Origin of the sequence: Moorella sp. E308F, from assembly GCF_006538365.1 — a bacterium.
Classification (GTDB): domain Bacteria; phylum Bacillota; class DSM-521; order Neomoorellales; family Neomoorellaceae; genus Neomoorella.
Genome location: NZ_BJKN01000001.1, coordinates 92,134 through 111,481, shown reverse-complemented (window position 1 = coordinate 111,481; position 19,348 = coordinate 92,134). Strand labels below are relative to the sequence as shown.

General features: G+C 56.0%; 16 protein-coding genes. 12 read left to right on the top strand and 4 right to left on the bottom strand.

The features are described from left to right. The first annotated feature begins 85 nt into the window (after window positions 1-85). From E308F_RS00565 to E308F_RS00530, 8 genes are all read left to right on the top strand, one after another. Entirely contained in the window at window positions 86-1,429 is a 1,344-nt protein-coding gene (locus tag E308F_RS00565) for a glycosyltransferase family 4 protein (protein WP_141262753.1), read from the top strand. Window positions 1,430-1,597: 168 nt separating this feature from the next. Then, complete coding sequence (locus tag E308F_RS00560; protein ID WP_141262752.1) at window positions 1,598-3,811, top strand: YcdB/YcdC domain-containing protein; 2,214 nt, start codon at window positions 1,598-1,600, stop codon at window positions 3,809-3,811. Window positions 3,812-4,070: 259 nt separating this feature from the next. Then, on the top strand, window positions 4,071-6,659 hold the full coding sequence (locus tag E308F_RS00555) for an S-layer homology domain-containing protein (protein ID WP_141262751.1): 2,589 nt from the start codon (window positions 4,071-4,073) through the stop codon (window positions 6,657-6,659). Between the two features lie 190 nt (window positions 6,660-6,849). After that, entirely contained in the window at window positions 6,850-9,312 is a 2,463-nt protein-coding gene (locus tag E308F_RS00550) for a sugar phosphate nucleotidyltransferase (protein ID WP_141262750.1), read from the top strand. A gap of 93 nt (window positions 9,313-9,405) precedes the next feature. Next, window positions 9,406-10,014, top strand: a complete 609-nt coding sequence (locus E308F_RS00545) for a 2-oxoacid:acceptor oxidoreductase family protein (RefSeq protein ID WP_141262749.1) — start codon at window positions 9,406-9,408, stop codon at window positions 10,012-10,014. After that, window positions 10,004-10,294, top strand: a complete 291-nt coding sequence (locus E308F_RS00540; protein WP_141262748.1) for a 4Fe-4S binding protein — start codon at window positions 10,004-10,006, stop codon at window positions 10,292-10,294. The genes E308F_RS00545 and E308F_RS00540 overlap by 11 nt, the downstream gene beginning before the upstream one ends. Next, entirely contained in the window at window positions 10,272-11,447 is a 1,176-nt protein-coding gene (porA, locus tag E308F_RS00535; protein ID WP_141262747.1) for a pyruvate ferredoxin oxidoreductase, read from the top strand. The genes E308F_RS00540 and porA overlap by 23 nt, the downstream gene beginning before the upstream one ends. A gap of 20 nt (window positions 11,448-11,467) precedes the next feature. Beyond that, complete coding sequence (locus E308F_RS00530; RefSeq protein ID WP_141262746.1) at window positions 11,468-12,283, top strand: thiamine pyrophosphate-dependent enzyme; 816 nt, start codon at window positions 11,468-11,470, stop codon at window positions 12,281-12,283. Window positions 12,284-12,795: 512 nt separating this feature from the next. Here E308F_RS00530 and E308F_RS00525 read toward each other — a convergent pair. The 3 genes from E308F_RS00525 to E308F_RS00510 form a co-directional block, all read right to left on the bottom strand. Continuing rightward, the gene (locus E308F_RS00525) at window positions 12,796-13,200 is read right to left on the bottom strand and encodes a hypothetical protein (protein WP_141262745.1); all 405 of its coding nucleotides are present in this window, start codon (window positions 13,198-13,200) and stop codon (window positions 12,796-12,798) included. Between the two features lie 298 nt (window positions 13,201-13,498). Beyond that, window positions 13,499-13,885: a DUF1634 domain-containing protein gene (locus E308F_RS00515; RefSeq protein WP_141262744.1), complete on the bottom strand. Its 387-nt coding sequence runs from the start codon at window positions 13,883-13,885 to the stop codon at window positions 13,499-13,501. A 44-nt stretch (window positions 13,886-13,929) separates the two neighbouring features. Next, window positions 13,930-14,754 (bottom strand): sulfite exporter TauE/SafE family protein, encoded by an 825-nt coding sequence (locus tag E308F_RS00510; RefSeq protein WP_141264047.1) that lies wholly within the window; start codon window positions 14,752-14,754, stop codon window positions 13,930-13,932. A 473-nt stretch (window positions 14,755-15,227) separates the two neighbouring features. On the opposite strand from E308F_RS00510, the gene E308F_RS00505 reads away from it, so the two are divergent. From E308F_RS00505 to E308F_RS00490, 4 genes are read left to right on the top strand one after another with little or no spacing between them, the layout of a single operon-like run. Further along, window positions 15,228-15,530 carry a type II toxin-antitoxin system Phd/YefM family antitoxin gene (locus tag E308F_RS00505; protein WP_141262743.1) on the top strand — a complete coding sequence of 101 codons (303 nt, stop codon included), beginning with the start codon at window positions 15,228-15,230 and terminating at the stop codon, window positions 15,528-15,530. After that, window positions 15,523-16,008 (top strand): type II toxin-antitoxin system VapC family toxin, encoded by a 486-nt coding sequence (locus E308F_RS00500; protein WP_141262742.1) that lies wholly within the window; start codon window positions 15,523-15,525, stop codon window positions 16,006-16,008. Before E308F_RS00505 ends, E308F_RS00500 begins: the two co-directional genes overlap by 8 nt. 47 nt (window positions 16,009-16,055) lie before the next feature. After that, entirely contained in the window at window positions 16,056-16,967 is a 912-nt protein-coding gene (locus tag E308F_RS00495; RefSeq protein WP_141262741.1) for a radical SAM protein, read from the top strand. Between the two features lie 56 nt (window positions 16,968-17,023). Further along, complete coding sequence (locus E308F_RS00490) at window positions 17,024-17,701, top strand: superoxide dismutase (RefSeq protein ID WP_141262740.1); 678 nt, start codon at window positions 17,024-17,026, stop codon at window positions 17,699-17,701. A gap of 16 nt (window positions 17,702-17,717) precedes the next feature. On the opposite strand, the gene E308F_RS00485 is transcribed toward E308F_RS00490, so the two are convergent. After that, entirely contained in the window at window positions 17,718-19,304 is a 1,587-nt protein-coding gene (locus E308F_RS00485; protein WP_141262739.1) for a glycoside hydrolase family 57 protein, read from the bottom strand. Window positions 19,305-19,348: the final 44 nt, after the last annotated feature.

Sequence of the window (19,348 nt, the reverse complement as noted above, 5' to 3'; positions counted from 1 at the left end):
TATCCAAGGTAAATTATGCGGTATAAGATTGGTCGAGACTGCCAAAATAAATTCAAGGTAGAAATTTAATGAAGGTGATAGATTAATGCGTATCCTGATGCTTTCCTGGGAATATCCGCCCCAGAGTGTCGGTGGCCTGGCCCGGCATGTTGAGGACCTGGCTATTTCCTTGGCGCGATTGCGCCAAGATGTACATGTACTTACTATCGGCCGCCCGGGGCAGGCTACTGAAAGCCGGGAGAACGGCTTAACCGTCCACCGGGTGGAAGCCTACCCCGTTCATACCCCCGATTTTCTCATCTGGGTGCTGCAGCTCAATGCCCGCTTCCTGGAAGAAGCCATGATCATCATGCGCAAATACGGTCCTTTCCAGATTATCCATGCCCATGACTGGCTGGTGGCCTTTACCGGCCGGGCTTTAAAACACGCCCACCGCTTGCCCCTCATTGCCACTATTCATGCTACCGAAGCCGGTCGGAATCGCGGCTTATATAATGACATGCAGCGCTACATTAACAACGTTGAATGGTGGCTGACCTACGAGGCCTGGCGGGTAATCGTCTGCAGCCAGCATATGCGCCAGGAAGTCCAGGGATTATTCCAGCTGCCGGCCGATAAAATTACTATTATCCCCAACGGGGTTTACAGCCAGAATTTCCGGACCGGGGCCGTTGACCCAACGGTGCGGCAGCGTTATGCCGCCCCCCATGAAAAGATTATCTTCTTCGTGGGCCGCCTGGTAATCGAAAAGGGGGTCCAGGTCCTCCTGGAAGCTATGCCCAAGATCTTATCCGCCTGCCCGGAGGCCAAGCTGGTAGTGGCCGGCCAGGGGCCCATGGAAGGCCAACTCCAGAACCGGGCCCGGGAGCTCGGCATCAGCCACAAGGTTTATTTTGCCGGCTACATTGACGATCATACCCGTAACCAGCTCTACCGGGCCGCCAGGGTGGCGGTGTTTCCCAGCCTCTATGAGCCCTTTGGCATTGTGGCTTTGGAGGCCATGGCGGCCGGGACACCGGTGGTGGCCAGCGAGACGGGGGGCCTAACGGAGATCATCACCCATGGCGTTGACGGTATGCGCGCCTTCCCAGGCAATGCCGTTTCCCTGGCCGATAACATTCTGGCAGTTTTAAGGGATGACGCCCTGGCGGAGAGATTGAGAACCAACGGTCATCGCCTGGTAAAGGATGTTTATGATTGGGAAAATATTGCCCGCCGGACGGTCGATGTTTACCAGGAGGTTTACAGCCAGTACCGGCGCACCTCCTGGCCAGAGCGGCCTTCAGTGGTCGCCCGCTTCTGGCGCTTTACACCCTCTACGGCGGCAGAACCGCCCCGGGAACAGCCGTTACCCCTGGTAGGTCGCTATGACCTGCCCCAGCGCCGGGCCGCCCTTGTGAACCAGCGCCGGGGTAGGGGGGAAGGGTAAAGTTCTGCAAATGGGAACTTTTTCCCTTGCCCTACGTCTATATAATCAGGAAGGACGGAATCACCGGGGGAGGGAAACCGGGGAAGGGGGAAATGCCTATGACCTAAAGGGACATATAAATTTAACCCTAAGACGTATACCAAGAAGGAGCTAAAGGAGGAAGAGCAGGTGGTAACAATTTGGCAACGCTTGCTGGCCTGGGGCCTGGTGGTCCTGTTGCTGGTGTCCTTCTTTCCCGCCATAGCCGTGGCGAGGGATACACCAGCTGTTTCTCTGGAAGAGGCTATTCGCACGGTTAAAGACAACTTTAATATTCCTAAAGAGTATAACATTTTTACCTCTAGTTACAACAGCTACGATAACCGCCAGACCTGGTCCCTGCACTGGAATGCTCCCGGCGAGCCGGGTGGCAGTTTTAACGCCGATGTGGATGCCAGGACAGGTGAAATCTTAAATATGAATACCTGGAAACCGGAAAAACGGTCCGAACCGGGCCTGCGGCTGCCGGCTATTTCCGCCGCCGAGGCCCGCCAGGTGGCGGTTGAACTGTTAAACCGCCTGGCTGCCAGGCATATCCAGGAACTGCAACCGCTGCCCGATGAGAATTCGCCCCTTTCCTTAACCGGTTATGGACCGGTTACCTATACCTTCCGCTGGCAGCGGGTAGTCAATGGCATTCCCTTCCCGGCCAATGGCGTGACCATAACCGTCCGCGGCGATAACGGTCAGGTAACGAACTACAACCTCAACTGGACGAAAGCCGATTTCCCTGCGGCTACAAATGCCATTTCTCCGGAAAAGGCGCGGCAGGTATTTGCCAGCACCGGCATGCTGGAACTGCAGTATTACCTGCAACCCCCTGTCAGGCCCCTGGCCGCCGGGGAGAAACGCCCGGTGCTGCTAGTTTACCGGCTCAGCCATCCTTCCCGAGGGTTGATTGATGCCCTGAGCGGCAAACCACTAGATTTGGGAAACGGCGGGTGGTTTGATAAAGGCGGCGCCGGGGGGATGGGAGATGCTTCTCTGGAGATGGCCCGTAAGGCCGCGGCTTTACTGGATGGCATCCAGTCCAAACCCTTAAGCCCTGAAGAAATGAAGGAAATCGAAAAAACGGCCAAATTGATCAGCCAGGAAGAAGCTATTGCCGCCGTTAAGAAGTGGGTGGATATCCCGGCCGGCCTTACCTTACACAGCGCCAACCTCTACGCCGACTGGCAGGACCCGGAAATCCGCAGCTGGAATCTGAGCTGGAGCAGCGATAAACCCGAGCCGGGAAAACCCGGTTATATGAGCGCCAGGGTCAATGCCAGCAATGGCGAACTGCTGGGATTTGACCTGCCCTCTGCCCCCTCCGGCAATGACAGGGACGGCAAACTGGACCGCAAAGCAGCGCAGCGCCTGGTCGAGGACTTCCTGCAAAAGGTACAACCGCAACGCTTCAAGGAAGTACAGCTGGATTATAGCAGCCGACCCGTGTGGGAGCCGGTAATCATGGAGGACGGCAAGAACCCGGCAGTCCAGTACTTTTACTACCGCCGCCTGGTCAACGGCATCCCCTTCCCCGGCAACGGCATCAACGTGACGGTGGACGCGGTGGCCGGGCGCATCACCAACTACAACCTTAACTGGGGCAATTTTGATTTTCCGGCGGCCGCGAAAATCATCGATAGGCAGCAGGCAGTAGAAACCTTCCTGAAAAACCGCCCCCTGACCCTGAGCTATACCCGCATCTACAGCCCGGGCGGTCCGAGCCAGGGTGAGATACGTTTGGTCTACCAGCCCCTGGGTGATTCCAGCAGTGCCGCCTCGGATATGATGGATGCCAGGACCGGTCAATTCCTTGACTGGGAGGGCAAACCTATTGCCCAGCAACCCCGGCCCTACCGTTTTAACGATATAGCGGGCAATTTTGCCGAAAAGGAAATCAACCTTCTGGGCCAGGCCGGGCTTTTCGGGGAATACGGCGACGCTTTCCGTCCTGATGAAAACATCACTGTTGTTTCTATGCTGCGGGCGATGTTTATGGCCAGGAACGGCGTCTGGGGATATAAAGACATGAAGGATGAGGAGATTCTGAAGCGGGCCCGGGATGAGAAGTGGCTGCAGGAAGACCTGCAGGCCGGAGCTACCGTCAGCCGGGAACTTCTGGCGAAGTTCTTGATCCGCTTTTTAAACCTGGAGCGCGCCGCCCGGGTGGAGGGGATCTATAAGGTTCCTTACAGCGATGCTGCGTCCTTAAGACCCGGTTCCCTGGGCTATGTGGCCCTGGCGTGGGGCTTGGGTATACTGAAGGCCAATGGCTCTACCTTCGAACCGGAGCATACTGTGACCAGGGCCGAAGCCGCTGCCGCCCTGGTACGGTCCCTGCAGGCAAATCAGTAAATACTATTCTTTTAGACTGGTAGCCGGGCGCTCCATAGAGAATCACGGGCTTTAATGACATTCGGGGCGGGGCAGGGGATACGACGCGGCCGGCCCTTGAGTTAAACCTGCCCTGCTCCTTTTTTTATATGCCAGATCTGTAAAAAGCTCCGGTAAGCATTCCTGTTTTGTTTTACCGGCCTCATCAGGAGGGAGGAATTGCAAAGAGGATGTCGAAATACACCTAAGCAGAATTTACCAGGGAGAGGGGCCTGCCATAATGCAAAAACGTCACGGGGTTCGACGTTTTTTCGTTACTTTTAGTTTGTTCCTGATAATTATTTCGCTCAGCCACCCGGCCCTGGCGGCTACAAGCTTTCTGGACGTTACCGACGCCCACTGGGCGGCAAGGTATATTAGCAGGATGAATGCCATGGGGATAGTCGGCGGTTATACGGACGGTACTTTCCGGCCAGACCAGGCTGTCACCGAGTTGGAGGCAGTGCTTATGGCCATCCGGTGCATGGGGGGTAATGCCAGCTCTGCGGCCACGGTTCCCTTTGTAGTTCCAGACTGGGCCAGGCAGGATGTAGCCCGGGCCCTGGACCTGGGCCTGCTTAAAAGCTACGAAGACTTCTATCCCGAGGCTGCCGCCACCCGAGCCTGGGTGACTAGGTTGCTGGTACGCATGATTGGCAAGGAAGAGGAAGCCATAAATAGCTACGAGCTCCCTGCTTTTACGGACAGCTACTTGATTCCGTCTTGGGCCACCGGCTATGTGCAGGTAGCGCAAGCCAGTAAACTGGTGAGCGGTTATCCGGATAACACCTTCCGCCCCGACGCGGCCGTGACCAGGGCGGAAATGGCGACCTTTCTGGGGCGGGCGCAGGATATGCTGCCGGATTCTGGCGGGCTTATTAAAGGCAGGGTGCTGGAAGTAAGTTTGAACCAGCTGACCATTAGCACCTCTGACGGGAAAACGCGCACCTTCCAGGTTACCTATGATTTACCGGCCTACGATGAGAGTGGGCCCATTTCCCTCCTGGCCTTGCAGCGCCTGGACAAGGTTTCCCTGGTAACCGACGGTGATAGGGTAAAATACCTGGAAAAACTGCCCGCCGAACCGGTCGGCGCTGTGGTGAACGGGAGCATCCGCAAGGTCTACCAGGAAATGCGGGCTTTAGTGGTGGAAGTGGCCGGTGGTGAATATCGCACCTTTTATCTGCCTGCTGACGGCGATATCCCGGTGAGTGGGGCCGGCGCCGGGGGAGTGGCGGCCCTCCAGCCCGGTGACGAAGTGGAGATTATCCTGGATGCGGCCAATTACGTGACGAGCATTACGGTAATTTCCCGCCAGCAGAGAGACATTAATGAAGGCATCGTCTACGACCTGGACCCGGATGCCAAGCTGATTACCCTGCAGGCCGACAGCGGCAGCCTTGTCTCCTATCGCCTGGCGGATGAGGTAAATGTGGTCATGGAGGGACAGCGTTTCCCGGCGGTGAAGGACATTCACCAGGGTGACCGGGTACGGCTGACGGTAGAAAACTACGCTGTTACAACCATTGAAGTACTGGAGGTATACTCGCTCCTGGATGTTACCGGGACAGTGATAACAGTTGCACCTGCCGACGGCGTCCTGACCTTGCAGGTGGAGGGTCAGCCCAGGGCTTTTTGGGTCGCTGATGATGCCAGAGCCGTCCTGGCGGAAGTAGTCAGTGGCGACCAGGTACAGGCCCGGGTGGAGAAGGGAGTTATAACCGGGCTGGAGATTAAAGGTCGCCGGATTGAGGATAGGCTTACCGGTACCGTGGTGGGTATAGACACTGGTAACAGGATATTGACCCTGATGGATGAAAAAAATACCCTCCAGGCGTATAAAGTAAAAGACAATGCCCGCATAGTTATCGACGGCGAAGACGGGACTTTAAGCGCTGTTAAAAAGGACATGCAGGCCACTATCCGGTTGCTCGATCAGGAAATAATCTTTTTAGAAGTGGACAATTCCCGGGCCGGTACGGTTGTTTCCCTGGATGATACCGGCCTGCTCCTGGTGCTCCAGGATGAGGCCGGCCAACGGGAAACCTATGTTCTTGCTAAAAACGTCGATGTGGAGAGCAGGGATGACCGTGACGAGCTGGATGAAATCAGGCGCGGTGATTTTGTCGAGATTACCCTGGACGGCGACACCGTTACCGATATAATGCTGCGCACAGAATTAATCCTGCGCGTTGAAGATATCCGGGAATACTGGGACCGTATTGATGCTGAGGATGAAGACGGCGACACTTACAAGCTCTATATCCGCGATGGGGTAGAGCTGGTGGTACCGGGTGTTGATTACCCGGATGTAGAAGACGTTCGCGAGGGCGATACGGTCAGGGCCACCTACATGGGCGAGGACTTGAAAAAGGTGGAGGTCTTGCAACCGCAGCGTGGGAAGGTCACGGCAGTTAACACCTATACCCGCACCGTTGCCCTGACCTGTTTCGACGGCACTACCGCTACCCTGGAGTTCCGCGAGGGAAGCGAAGTCATTGCCGGCAGCAAAAAGTATGACAGCCTGAGCAGACTTGCTGTGGGTGATCGTGTAGAAGTGGTGGAGAACGTTAAGGGCGGTTATACTTTCAAAGTGATGCAGGAGGTAGCCGGCACCCTGGTCGCCGACGTAGATGTCTATCTCTTACACGAAGACGGTCTTACCCTGCAACCGGCCAGCAGTCCCTGGCGCCAGGAATCCTATGATGTCGCTGAGTATGTATATGTACATGAGGCTGGGAGCTCTGTATCCGCAAGCAACCTGAAAAAAGGCCGGCAGGTGCAGGTATACCTGCTGGATGATGTGGTGTATGAAATAGAAGTGTTATAAGGGCATAAAGTAGAGGTATAAAGCGAGGGTCGCCCGTGGGGGCGACCTTTTTGTTACGGGCACTGTCTGCGGTATAAGAGCTTACCAGCTTTGCAATAGCACATCTGGAAAAAGGCTGCCGGGAATTTTTTACGGGGAGAAGGGGTAAAATGCTAAAAAGTGCTAATCTGGATCTTGCAGGAGGTTAGATATGAAAGCGATTATCATGGCCGGCGGGGAGGGGTCGAGGCTCAGGCCCCTGACCTGCAAGCGGCCCAAACCCCTGGTGCCGGTGGCCAACCGGCCGGTAATGGAATACTGCCTAGACCTGTTACGTGACCTGGGTATCAAAGAAGTAGGGGTGACCCTGCAGTACCTGCCGGCATTGATCCAGGAATACTTCGGTGACGGTAGTGACTTTGGCCTGCACCTTCATTATTTTGTAGAGGATAAGCCCCTGGGTACCGCCGGCAGCGTTAAAAACGCGGCTTCCTTTTTAGATGAAACCTTTGTGGTGGTAAGCGGTGACGCCCTGACGGATTTTGACCTGCGGCCCGCTATTGCCCGGCACAAGGAAAGCGGCGCCCTGGCCACCCTGGTGCTGGCGACAGTTGACAACCCCCTGGAGTACGGGGTGGTGATTACCAATCCGGACGGCAGTATCCGCTCCTTCCTGGAAAAGCCCAGCTGGGGCGAGGTTTTCAGCGACCGGGTCAATACCGGGATCTATATCCTGGAGCCTGAGGTCCTGGAACTGGTGCCGGAGGGGCAATCCTTTGATTTCAGCAAAGATCTTTTCCCCCGGCTGCTAAAGGAAAAACGGCCCCTTTTTGGGGTGACCCTCTCCGGCTACTGGTGCGATATTGGTAATTTGACGCAATACAGGCAGGCCCAGGAGGATATCTTGAGCGGTAAAGTTAAAGTCCGGGTGGTGGGTGAAGACCGGGGTAAGGGTGTGGTGGCCGGCGCAGAGGTGGAGATTGATCCCACGGCCAGGATTGAAGGTCCGGTTCTGATAGGCAGCTATTGCCGTATCGGCCCCGGGGCTGCGGTCGGGCCTTTTACCGTCCTGGGGCCATACACCCGGGTGGAAGAAGGGGCCAGCGTCAAGCGGTCGACCCTATGGGATAATGTGTATGTCGGGCAAGGGGCAGGCTTAAGGGGGGCAGTGGTCTGCAGCCGGGCCAGCCTGCAGCGGCAGGTGCGGATTTATGAAGGCGCGGTTATCGGCGACGGCAGCCGGGTAGACACCGGAGCCGAGGTGCGGCCGGAGGTAAAGATCTGGCCTGAGAAAATTTTAAGCCGGGAGACGGTGGTGCATGAAAGCCTCATCTGGGGCCAGGGAACGGGCCGGCCCCTCTTTGTTGGCAGCCAGGCACCGGGCTATTTAAAAGGAGATTTAACTCCTTTCCAGGTTACCCGCATGGGGCTGGCCTATGGTGCCAGTTTTAAACCGGGAGCCCTGGTGGGCCTGAGCACCTTTGCCGGCGGAGCCGGGGAAATGCTCTTCAAGGCTATGGCCGCCGGCCTGATGGCTGCTGGGGTCAAGGTGGCCGACCTGGGCCGGTTACCAACCCCGGTCCATCGTTTTGCCGTCCGTACTTTAAGGCTGGCCGGTGGCTGTCATCTTAAACAGGATGCTACCAACCGGGATAAGATCTGGTTGCACCTGGTCAATGAGCGCGGTCACGATTTAGCCCCCGGAGCGGTGCGTAAAATTGAAAACTTGTACTGGCGGGAAGACGGCCGCCAGGTGAAAGAGGTACAGGCCACTACCTATTTCCCGGCCCTGAAGGAAACTTACCGTGATTGGTTATTGTCGACCCTGGGGGACGAAGGGATAAAAAGTAGGCCGGTACGGATAGCCCTGGGGTGCCAGGGAGAAATAGCCGCCCTGGCCAGTGAAGTTTTACAGCGGGCCGGGGCCGAAGTGGTCCGGCTGGATTTCGATCCTGCCAAGAGCTGGGGGGCCATACAGGAGGATATACCCTTTTTCGCTTCAGAAATCGAGCGCTATGGAGCAGTCCTGGGAGCAGCCATTGACCAGAATGGTGAGGAATTAATCCTTTTTACCGGCGAGGGCCGCCGGTTAACACCCTCCCAGCAGCAGGCCCTTCTGGCCCGGGTCTACCTGGAGGCAAACCGGGGGGCAATACTGGTCCTGCCGGTGACAGCTTCCAAGGCAGCGGAACTGGTGGCCGGGTACATGGGGGGAATGATAGAGCGGGTGAAGAGCCATCCCGGTATCCACCAGGAAGCCATGGCCCGGGTGGATGGAGAAGCCGCCCTGGCGCAGCAGCACCTGCAACTGGATGCCCTGGGAGCCCTCCTTTATATCCTGGACTGGCTGGCCCGGCGGGATGAGAGCCTGGCTGAAGCGGTGGCCGGCCTGCCCGCCATCCATACCGTCACCCGGACCGTACCCTGCCCATGGGAAGCCAAGGGCCGGGTTATGCGGACCTTGATCAGCGAGGAACCGGCCGAAAGGGTGGAACTGCTGGACGGAGTCCAGATACGCCATAAAGATGGCTGGTCCCTGGTATTCCCCGACGGGGAAACACCCCATTACCGCATTTACAGCGAAGCTTTTTCCCAGGAGATGGCTGAAGAGCTGGCCGGTTTTTATGAGCAGCGCTTAAGGGAATTAATCGCCCGGGAGAAGGATTGGGAGTAAGGGCCACCTGACCAAGGTGGTCTTTTTTATTGACAAATATTACTTGCTACTGATATTACCTGGTGGTAGAATATAAAGGTAGGGGGTAGAAAAATGTTACAGATTCGCTGGCATGGTCGTGGCGGCCAGGGCGCCGTTACTGCGGCGCGCATCTTTGGCCTGGCGGCAGCCGTCTATGGGGACTGGTATGCCCAGTCTTTTCCTTCCTTTGGCACGGAACGGCGGGGAGCGCCGGTGACGGCCTTTACCCGCCTGGATGACCGGCCTATTCGCGACCGCAGCCAGATCTATAACCCTGATTATGTGGTGGTACTGGATGCCACCTTGCTGGAGTGCACTGATGTCTTTGCCGGTCTGGCAACCGGGGGGACGGTCCTCATCAATGCCGACCGGGAGAAGGCGGCTGTACGGGCGTTGGACCGCGCCCGGGTCTATTACCTTGACGCCACCCGCCTGGCCCGGGAGGTCCTGGGCGTTCCAATAGTCAATACAACCATGGTGGCAGCCCTGGCCGGGGCGACCGGCCTCCTCTCCCTGGAGGCGGTAGAAAAAGCCATCGCTGCCGTCCTGCCACAAGGGCTGGCTGCCCAAAACATTGCCGTGGCCCGGCAGGCCTATGACCTGGCAAAGGTTCTCGGCGGTAAGGAGGCAATAGCCAGTGGCAGCCGGGTTAAGAGGGAGGCGTTAGTGAGTGCTGACTGAAGGTGATTTAAGGAAGGGGCCCAACCTGGCAACACCCTTATTGAGTACGACTACCGGTTCCTGGCGATTGGTGCGGCCGGTTCTAAATCCCGAACGCTGTAATAATTGCCTCACCTGCTGGCTCTTTTGCCCGGAAGGCTGCTTTACCAGGGGCGAAAGGATAGTTAGCCTTAATCTAGATTTTTGCAAGGGTTGTGGCATCTGTGTGGCCGAGTGCCCGCGGGAAGCCCTGGCCCTGGTGGAAGAAGGTAGTAACGATGCGCGCTTATCTGAACGGTAACGAGGCGGTAGCGGCGGCCGTGAAGCTCGCCCGGACGGAAGTGGTGGCCGCCTATCCCATTACTCCCCAGTCGACCATTGTGGAGAAAATAGCAGAATACATAGCCGGCGGTTCCATGGAAGCGGACTATATAAGGGTAGAATCCGAACATGCCGCCCTGGCGGCCTGCTACGGGGCGGCGGTTACGGGAACGCGGGTCTTTACGGCCACCTCTTCCCAGGGGCTGGCCTACATGTTTGAAATGCTCCATTATGTCAGCGGCTGCCGCGTACCCATGGTCATGGCTGTGGCCAACCGCGGCCTGGCGGCTCCCTGGACCATCTGGGCCGATCACCAGGACGCCATTGCCTGCCGCGATACGGGCTGGATCCAGCTCTACGTGGAAACGGCCCAGGAAGCCCTGGACACCTGCCTGCAGGCCTATAAAATTGCGGCCCATCCGGAGGTGCTGACGCCGGTTATGGTCTGCCTGGACGGCTATGTCCTGTCCCATACGGAAGAAATTGTGGACTTACCGGACCAGGAGGCCGTGGACCGCTTCCTGCCGCCATACCGGCCGGAGTATAGCGTGGACACGCAGCGGCCCTATGTCTTTGGCGTTGGCGCGGGGCCGGACCTGTATCCTGCCTTTAAGTATTTCCAGCAGCAGGCCATGCTGAAAGCGAAAGAGGTTATTAAAGAAGTAGACCGGGAGTTTCAGGCCCACTTCCAGCGCAGCTACGGCGGCCTGGTGGACCCTTATTGCTGTAATGACGCTGAGGTGGTGCTGGTCGTCATGGGCGCCACCGCCGGAACGGCCCGGGAAGTGGTGGACTGTTTACGCCGGCAGGGCGAAGCGGTAGGCCTCTTGCGCCTGCGGAGTTTCCGGCCTTTCCCGGTGGAAGACCTCCAGGCGGCCCTCGCCAGAGCCAGGGTGGTGGCCGTTCTGGACCGCGACTGCTCTTTCGGTTATGAAGGGGTGCTGGCCACGGAAGTAAAGGCGGCCCTGGCTGATCTACCGGCACAGCCGCAGGTGGCTGGCTTCATCGGCGGCCTGGGCGGCCGCGATATCAGCCAGGAGGAACTGGCAGGTATTTTCCGCCATTGCCTGGAGGCGGTACGGCGCCAGGACAGGGGTGAAGAACAGGTTGTTAGTGGCGGCTGGCAGAAGTAAAAGCCTGGAGGTAGGTACCAATGGTTAAAATAAAAGAATTACCTGATGCAGAACTGGTGCAGGGTTCTTACGCCTGCGCCGGCTGCGGCGGGATACTCGCCGTCCGTCTGGCCCTGAAGGTCTTGGGGCCGGAAACGGTCATCGTCACCACACCGAGCTGCCTGCTGGGGGTAACCACATTTTATCCCCAGCTGGCCTTCAAAGTTCCCTGCGTCAATGTCACCTTCCCCAGCACAGCGGCGGCCGTTTCCGGAGTGGTGGCCGGTTTGAGGCGCCGGGGGAAGAAAGGGGTCAAAGTCGTGGGCCTGGCCGGCGACGGCGGTACCGTCGACATCGGGCTCCAGGCTTTATCCGGCGCCCTGGAGCGGGGCGACAATTTTATCTTCATCTGCTATGACAACGAAGCCTACATGAATACCGGGGTACAGCGGAGCGGGGCCACACCTTTAGGGGCGCGGACCACGACGACGCCGGTGGGCAGCGTGGGCCGGGGCGAAGAAAGGCCCAAAAAGGATATGTTGCGTATTGTAGCGGCCCACGGTGTCCCCTATGCGGCAACAGCCAGCATCGGCTACCCCCAGGATTACCTGACCAAGGTGCAAAAGGCCATGCAGGTGGAAGGCCCGGCATACATTCAGGTTCTTTCCCCCTGCCCACCGGGCTGGGGCTACCGCAGCGACCTGACGGTGAAGCTAGCCCGCCTGGCCGTCCAGACGGGCCAGTGGCCCCTGGCCGAATACGTAAATGGAGAGCTTACGGTAAAAGAGATTCCCAATCCCAGACCCTTGCGCGAATACCTGGCGCCCCAGGCACGTTTTGCCCATATGCTGGGTTAATACCTTAAAATTGCTCCCCTTAGCCTGACTCTGCTAGAGTCAGACGGGTCTTCGGCGATGCGCCCCCGCGTGGAACTGGACCGTAACCGGCCGCGTCCGAGGGGCGAGGTGATTGTGGAATAAAGGCTGTTTATTATAACTGGATCTAACAGGTCGGCCCTGGAGAACTCGAAAGGAAGATTTTCTTCTTGTAAATTAGCTTGGAGATGCCCACAATAATCTTTTAAGCGGGATACCAAAAAATTAACCTCAGCGGTATATCTGGGTGCTCCATAGGCAGCAACAGCATAGCCACCAATAAGGCAGTAGGGCATATCTATTTTTTCCAGTATAGCGCTAACCTTAATTATCGGGTCGCCCATTTTTCCTGGCCCTCTTTATTCCCAGCTTTAGCCTCTCCGCATACCGCCCCAGTTGTGGCACCATCTTCATCTTTTGTTCGGGCGTTAGCTGTTTAAAGTATTTAATAAGGAACTCTCTTTTTATACCAATAGTATCTACTCCTGGATTGATTAAGGTAGCCAGGCCAGGATGGCCAGTAGGGAAGCGATAACCCCCCCCAGACCAACAATAGTAGTTACTATACTGGCGATAGACCATCTATGGATGCTACGTATTTCCTGTTGCCCTGACTTGATTTCCTGCCGTAATATCGCAATTTCCTGCTGTAACCGGGCATCATTTTCCTGCATTTCCTGGCGCAAAGCATTTATCTGGGTATCAATTTTACTGTCAAGTTTATCAATCCGGGTGTCAAGTTTATCGATCCTCGTTTCAATCCGGTCAAAGCGCGCTTCATAACGAGCGTCCATGTTAGTCAGCTGCTGGATGATATAGCCAAACAGGTCGAAACCACGAGGAAATAACCCTTGCTCATCTGTTCCGGCCGCTATTTCTTTTCTGGCTTCCTCTGGCATGGTGGCTCCCCCCTTTGGCTAAATCATACCATTATTTTTCCAGGCGGGCAATGGAAATCCTTTTATTCCCAAAAACTAGCCCCGCTTAACCCGGAATTGTCAGCATCAGCTACCTGTTAGCAGTACCCTATCGTCGGCAAAGGCGCTGCCGCCGGCCGGTTCAAACATTTTCAAGAGGTCGGCTACCGTGGTTCCGGCCGCTGCGACCGGGCAGGTCCAGGATAATAGCCGCGGTAAAGCAGGACAAGGACCAGGGCCACCACCAGAATATGGAGGAGTATGTCAATAGTTTTCGCTGTCATTCTGCCCTTCCCAACAACAAGCTTAAAATTAACATAGCTAACACATAAGTAGTAATCAGTACATAAGGGCGGTCGCGATCAGAGATAAAGGCGATAATCGATGCGGCGACGCGGAAAATGGGAGTGGCGATGAGCAGTAAAAGCCCCAGGTCAATAATGGCAAAGGACTTAAAATGCACCACATCCCTGAGCACCTGGAGGGGGCTGGTGGGGAAGAAACCGGCCGGGTAGCCGCTGTCGCCGGTGAGTAAATAAAGTACCAGACCGACAGCAATTATTATGGCGCTGATAACTACTCCCCAGCGTAAAGACTGGCTGATGAAATCTTCCACAACGATGGCATGGGATTCTTGAGGAGTATCTTTTGGCAAGTTATTTTCCATATCATTCACCTTACTTAAATTTAATACTTATCAAGAACCAACCTTCACCCTTTTAGGCCTTTCAAGAGCATCTGCAGGGAAATATAAAGCAATACCGGCACAAAGATCTTTCTTAAGGTAGTGTTGCGCAGGCGAACCATGAGGCGGGTGCCCAGGGTGGCTCCGATAACGACGCCCAGGGCTACGGGAGCGGCAATGGCGGGGTGGATATCACCCCGGGCGAAATATATACCGGCACTGGCGGCCGCGGTGACACCAATCATGAAATTGCTGGTAGCGGTAGACACCTTCATGGGCAATTTCATGAACATGTCCATAGCCATGACTTTAAAGATCCCATTGCCAATACCCAGCAGGCCGGAAATAACGCCAGCCCCGTACATAATGCCAAAACCCTCGTAAACCCCTGTTGATGTGTATTCTACCTGCCGGTTCAGGACCTGGTCGTAGTAACTTCCCTCTAATTTCAATTTTTTCGCCAGGGGATGGGCGACGACTCCTTCCGGAAGCTCAAGGTTGCGCCGTTTAAACATGGCCAGGGTAGAATAGCCCAGGACAACGGCAAAAATGATATAAAGGTAGTGGGGGCTAATTAGACCGCCTAAATAAGCTCCGGTAATAGCCCCGGTGGTAGTGGCCATTTCCAGGAACATACCGATGCGGATATTGGTAATACGGTCACGAATATAGGCCGCCGCCGCACCGCTGGAAGTAGCGATAACGGAGACGATGCTGGCGCCAATGGCATAGCGGATGTCAATATTGAGGAGCAGGGTCAGCACAGGGATGATGATAATCCCGCCACCCAGCCCCAGCAGGGCCCCCACTATACCGGCAAGAATTGAACCGGTAAAAATCAATATTGCCATGGAAAGACTGACCAAAATAAGGACCTCCCGGAAAACCTGGTTTTAAGTGTTTATTTACCAACATCGAAATTTAGCGCCAGGTTGGCGCTGATGGCTTGAGGCAAAATGATGGGATTGGTTCCCATACCCGGCCCATAGTGAAAAGTTCGGGGCAAACCCAAAACCATAATATCAAATTTATCTTTAATGTACAGATAGAGATTGGTGCGGCGTTCGGCCAGCTGCTTGCTGGCTTCCTGTACTTCTTTGGACGGCAGCGAGCTTATTTTTGACCATGGCCGGGCGGCCTATGCTGTGGCCGGTTTCCCCGACGAATGGCAGCGCCATCACCAGGGGGGCCATTGGCTATGCGCCCCGGGAATACCGGGCCGGGGAAGGTGGCGGAGAAACTGCCCGATTCCTCCCGTACAAGTTTGTAATTTTTAGCCATCAAGTATATAATGATCCTAAAAACACATTTAGGAGTGATTCTAATGCATATAGTAAACGTAACAGACGTTAGGAGAAATATCCGTGAGATCCTGGCAGAAATAGCCAGGACAAAAGCTCCGGCGGTCATTGTCCAGCGGTCAAAGCCTGTCGCGTATCTGGTTGATGCAGACACGTTTGAGAGGATGCGAAAATACGATGCCGTGGATATTTTATCCCAGGCCAGGAGAGAAAGCCTGGACAGGATGCTCCGGTTAAGGGCGAGGGTTGCCAGGAAAACAGAGGCCCGGGGAGATTCCGTGGCAGTGATCCGCGAACTGCGGGAAAGGTTGGGCAGGCATGAGTAGCTATATCTGCCTGGATACTTCCGTTCTAATGAAAGTGCTTGTCGAGGAAGAAGACAGCGATAAAGCCACGGCGCTGATGCGAAGGATAATTGAAGAACGTAAAATAATTGTCCTTCCTGCGTTTGCCTGGGCCGAAGTAGGAAGCGTTTTGCGGCAAAAATGCAAGAGAGGAGAATTGAGCACTCCGGATGCCGATGATTTATGGGCGGAGTTCCAGCAGTTTCCCGGGGTCGAATACCTGAACGACAATATGGTGATGGGACGGGCCTGGGAGCTCGGTAAGCATTTTGATATGCCTACGCTGTATGATGCAGTTTTCATGGCCGTCGCGGAAATAGTAACCGAAAATACGGGCGAAACCTGTGAATATTGGACAGCTGACGAAAGGCTTGTCAAAATAGTGAGCGAGCAAAAAGAATATGTAAAATGGCTGAAAGCGCTGCCACAGGCAGGTGAGTGTGTTGGGCTAAAAAAGTAAGCCCCGGGTTACCCTAAGCAAAGAATAGTACTTCAAGGGGGACCTTTATGACTGATTATCCTGGGTATATCGATAGCTCCAGGAGCGGCAGGCTAAAGGACCTGGCTGCCGGTCTCATGGAACGCCTTAAAGATTGCACTGTTTGTCCCCACCATTGCCATGTCAACCGGCAAAAAGGGGAATTGGGCTTTTGCCGGGCGAGCTGGGAGGTGGAAATCGGCGGCTACGGTCCCCACTTTGGCGAGGAGCCACCCCTGGTAGGGCGAGGTGGCTCCGGGACCATTTTCTTCAGCCACTGCAACTTAGCCTGCGTTTTTTGCCAGAACTTCGATATCAGCCGCGGTCAACATGGCGAAAAGGTTTCCCTGGAGACGCTGGCCCGCATAATGCTATCGTTGCAGGACCGGGGCTGCCATAATATTAATCTGGTAACGCCGTCCCACTATGTCCCCCAGATTATCGCCGCCCTGGCCATTGCCGCCGAAAAAGGTTTGCGGTTACCTCTGGTCTATAACTGCGGCGGCTATGAAGAAAAGGCGACCCTGGAGGAGATTGCCGGCCTCATAGACATCTACATGCCGGACTTCAAGTATGCCGATCCTGAGGTTGGCAGACGCCTTTCCCATGTACCGGATTATCCCCGGGTGGCAAAGATAGCCATTAAAGAAATGCAGCGCCAGGTGGGCGACCTGCAGGTGGATGACGAGGGAATAGCAAGGCGAGGGTTAATTATCCGTCACCTGGTCCTACCGGAGGGCCTGGCCGGAACCGGGGAGGTCATGGAGTTTATCGCCCGGGAAATCTCACCCCATGCCTATATCAACGTCATGAACCAGTATTACCCGGCCTGCGAGGCCTATCGCTACGGCCCTTTGAGCCGGCGGATTACCCGAGAGGAGTTTAAAGAGGCTTTAGAGGCGGCCCACCGGGCCAGCCCCCATTTCCGGCTGGCGGAGTAGCTTTTTTATGGACGGCGCATAAGCTATAAAGAAACAACTTCCAGGGAGGATATAATATGGAAGAAGCACAAAACTTCTGGTTATCTCCTCCCGTGCCTCCCGGCGAGCACCGGTTGCCGCCTTTACCTTATCCTTATGATGCCCTGGAACCGGTCATCAGCGAGAGGCAGTTGCGCCTCCACCACGACCGCCACCATCTGGCCTATGTTGAGGGGCTCAACAAAGCGGAATTAAAACTGGTTGAGGCCCGGCAGAAGGGCGACTTTGCCCTGGTAAAGCACTGGGAGCGGGAGCTGGCCTTTCACGGGTCCGGGCATATCCTGCACAGCATCTACTGGACGGTAATGGCTCCCTGGAGCGGGAGAGGGCCGGGGAGTTTATTGCGGGAGAAAATAAACAGCTATTTTGGTAGCCAAGCTGCCTTCCAGGAACAGTTTAGCCGGGCGGCTGTAGATGTGGAGGGCTCCGGCTGGGCCATCCTGGCCTGGCAGCCGGCCTGGGGCCGCCTGGAAATCCTGACGGCAGAAAAGCACCAGGATTTGACCCAGTGGGGGGCCATTCCCATCCTGGTCCTCGATGTCTGGGAACACGCCTATTACCTGGACTACCAGAACCGGCGCGCCGATTATGTTAAGGACTGGTGGCAGCTGGTCAACTGGCCGGAGGTAGAGCGGCGACTGCAACTCGCATTGCCGGCCCTGGTACCCTTAAGCCTGGCTGGTTATCTGCCCTGATACAGTCCGGAGGACCTTATCTGCTGGCAAAAACCCTATAGTTTATATCCGGAAAGATATTATTAGCGTCCTCCAGGGCCTGGACCTTTTCAGGGTCCAGGTCGTTATTTTTTACTGACCGGGTGAGATCCCAGAAATTCAGCAGGTGTTTTTTCGTCCGCTGGACGGCGTAATCTACCATGGTCCCGGTTTTCATGATGAAGGCCCAGTCACTGCTCTGGGCCACCAGGAGTTCCCGGGCGGCCTGGTTTAAGGCGCGCAGCAGCAGGCCCGTGGCCTCCGGGTGCTGGTTGGACAGTCGGATCATCTCGTCAGCAGCGTGGTGGAGATGGCGGTAAATCCAGTCGTTGGAACCCTCCAGCCAGACCTCGTTATAACCGTTATTCCCCCAGCTGGACATGCAGGGCGTGGCCGGCTGGTTGACGGGGAAACGCTCCAGGTACTCGCTTGGCGTGATAAAGGTAAAGGGTTGATGGGCGAGCCCCGCCACCTGGCGGAAGAGCGATTCCAGGAACTGGGGTCCTTCGAACCACCAGTGCCCGAAGAGCTCGGCGTCATAGGGGCAGACAATGAGGGGCGGCCGGTCCATGTAATCGGCCAGGTAGTTAATCTGGTGTTCCCTGTTAAACAGGAAGTTGCCGGCGTGGGTGTGGGCTTTGAAACTAGCCCATTCCGGTACATAGGGCTCCTTATAGTTGGACTTACCGGTGATGCGGTAGTATTTCATACCCGTATCCAATCGCAGGCCGGAAGGATGGATATAGGGCTTAATATATTCAAAGTCCAGGTCATAGCCGATATCCCGGTAAAACTCCCGGTAATCGAAGTCCCCCGGGTAGCCTTCCTGGGCACTCCACACCTGCTCCGAAGACTCCAGGTCGCGGCCGAAGGCAGCAACTCCTGCCGGGGTGTAGACGGGGGCAAAAATGCTGTAGCGGGGCCGCGGTGTGGCGTAAAGGAGGCCGTGGGCATCGACGAAGAAGTATTTAATGCCGTAATCCCTTAAAATGGCGTCATCTCCAGGGTTATAGGCACATTCGGGCAGCCACAGGCCCATCGGCGGCCGGCCGAAGAGGCGGCGGTGGTTATTGACTGCCACTTCTACCTGAGCACGGACTACTTCTCGCTGCAGGCCGATTAAAGGCAGGTAGCCGTGGGTGGCGGCGCAGGTTATTATTTCCACGTTGCCGCTGTCCTGGAGTTCCCGGAAGGCACTGATCAGGTTGCCTCCGTATGCCAGGTAAGTGCGGTAGATGCTTTCAAAAAGGTCCTGGTACATGCGGGCCACCAGGTGAAAGCGCGGATCGTTCCTGGTACGCCAGACCTCCCGGGCGGCCAGCTCCCGCAGGCGTTCCAGGTAACGGCGGTAATGCTCCTGGACCAGGTTATCGGCCATCATAGCAGTCAAAGGGGGGCTTAAAGAGAGGGTCAATTTATAGGGTATCCGGTCCCGATTCAGGCGCTGGCAGACATGGATCAAGGGGATATAGGTTTCGGTGACAGCTTCGTGGAACCATTTTTCGGCCAGGGAAAATTCGTCTTCCGTATCACGGACATACGGTAAATGAGCGTGTAATACCAGGGCGACATAACCACGGGGCATAAGTTTCTTCCTTTCTTGTTGCTGGCTGGAGTTGGTCCGGACCA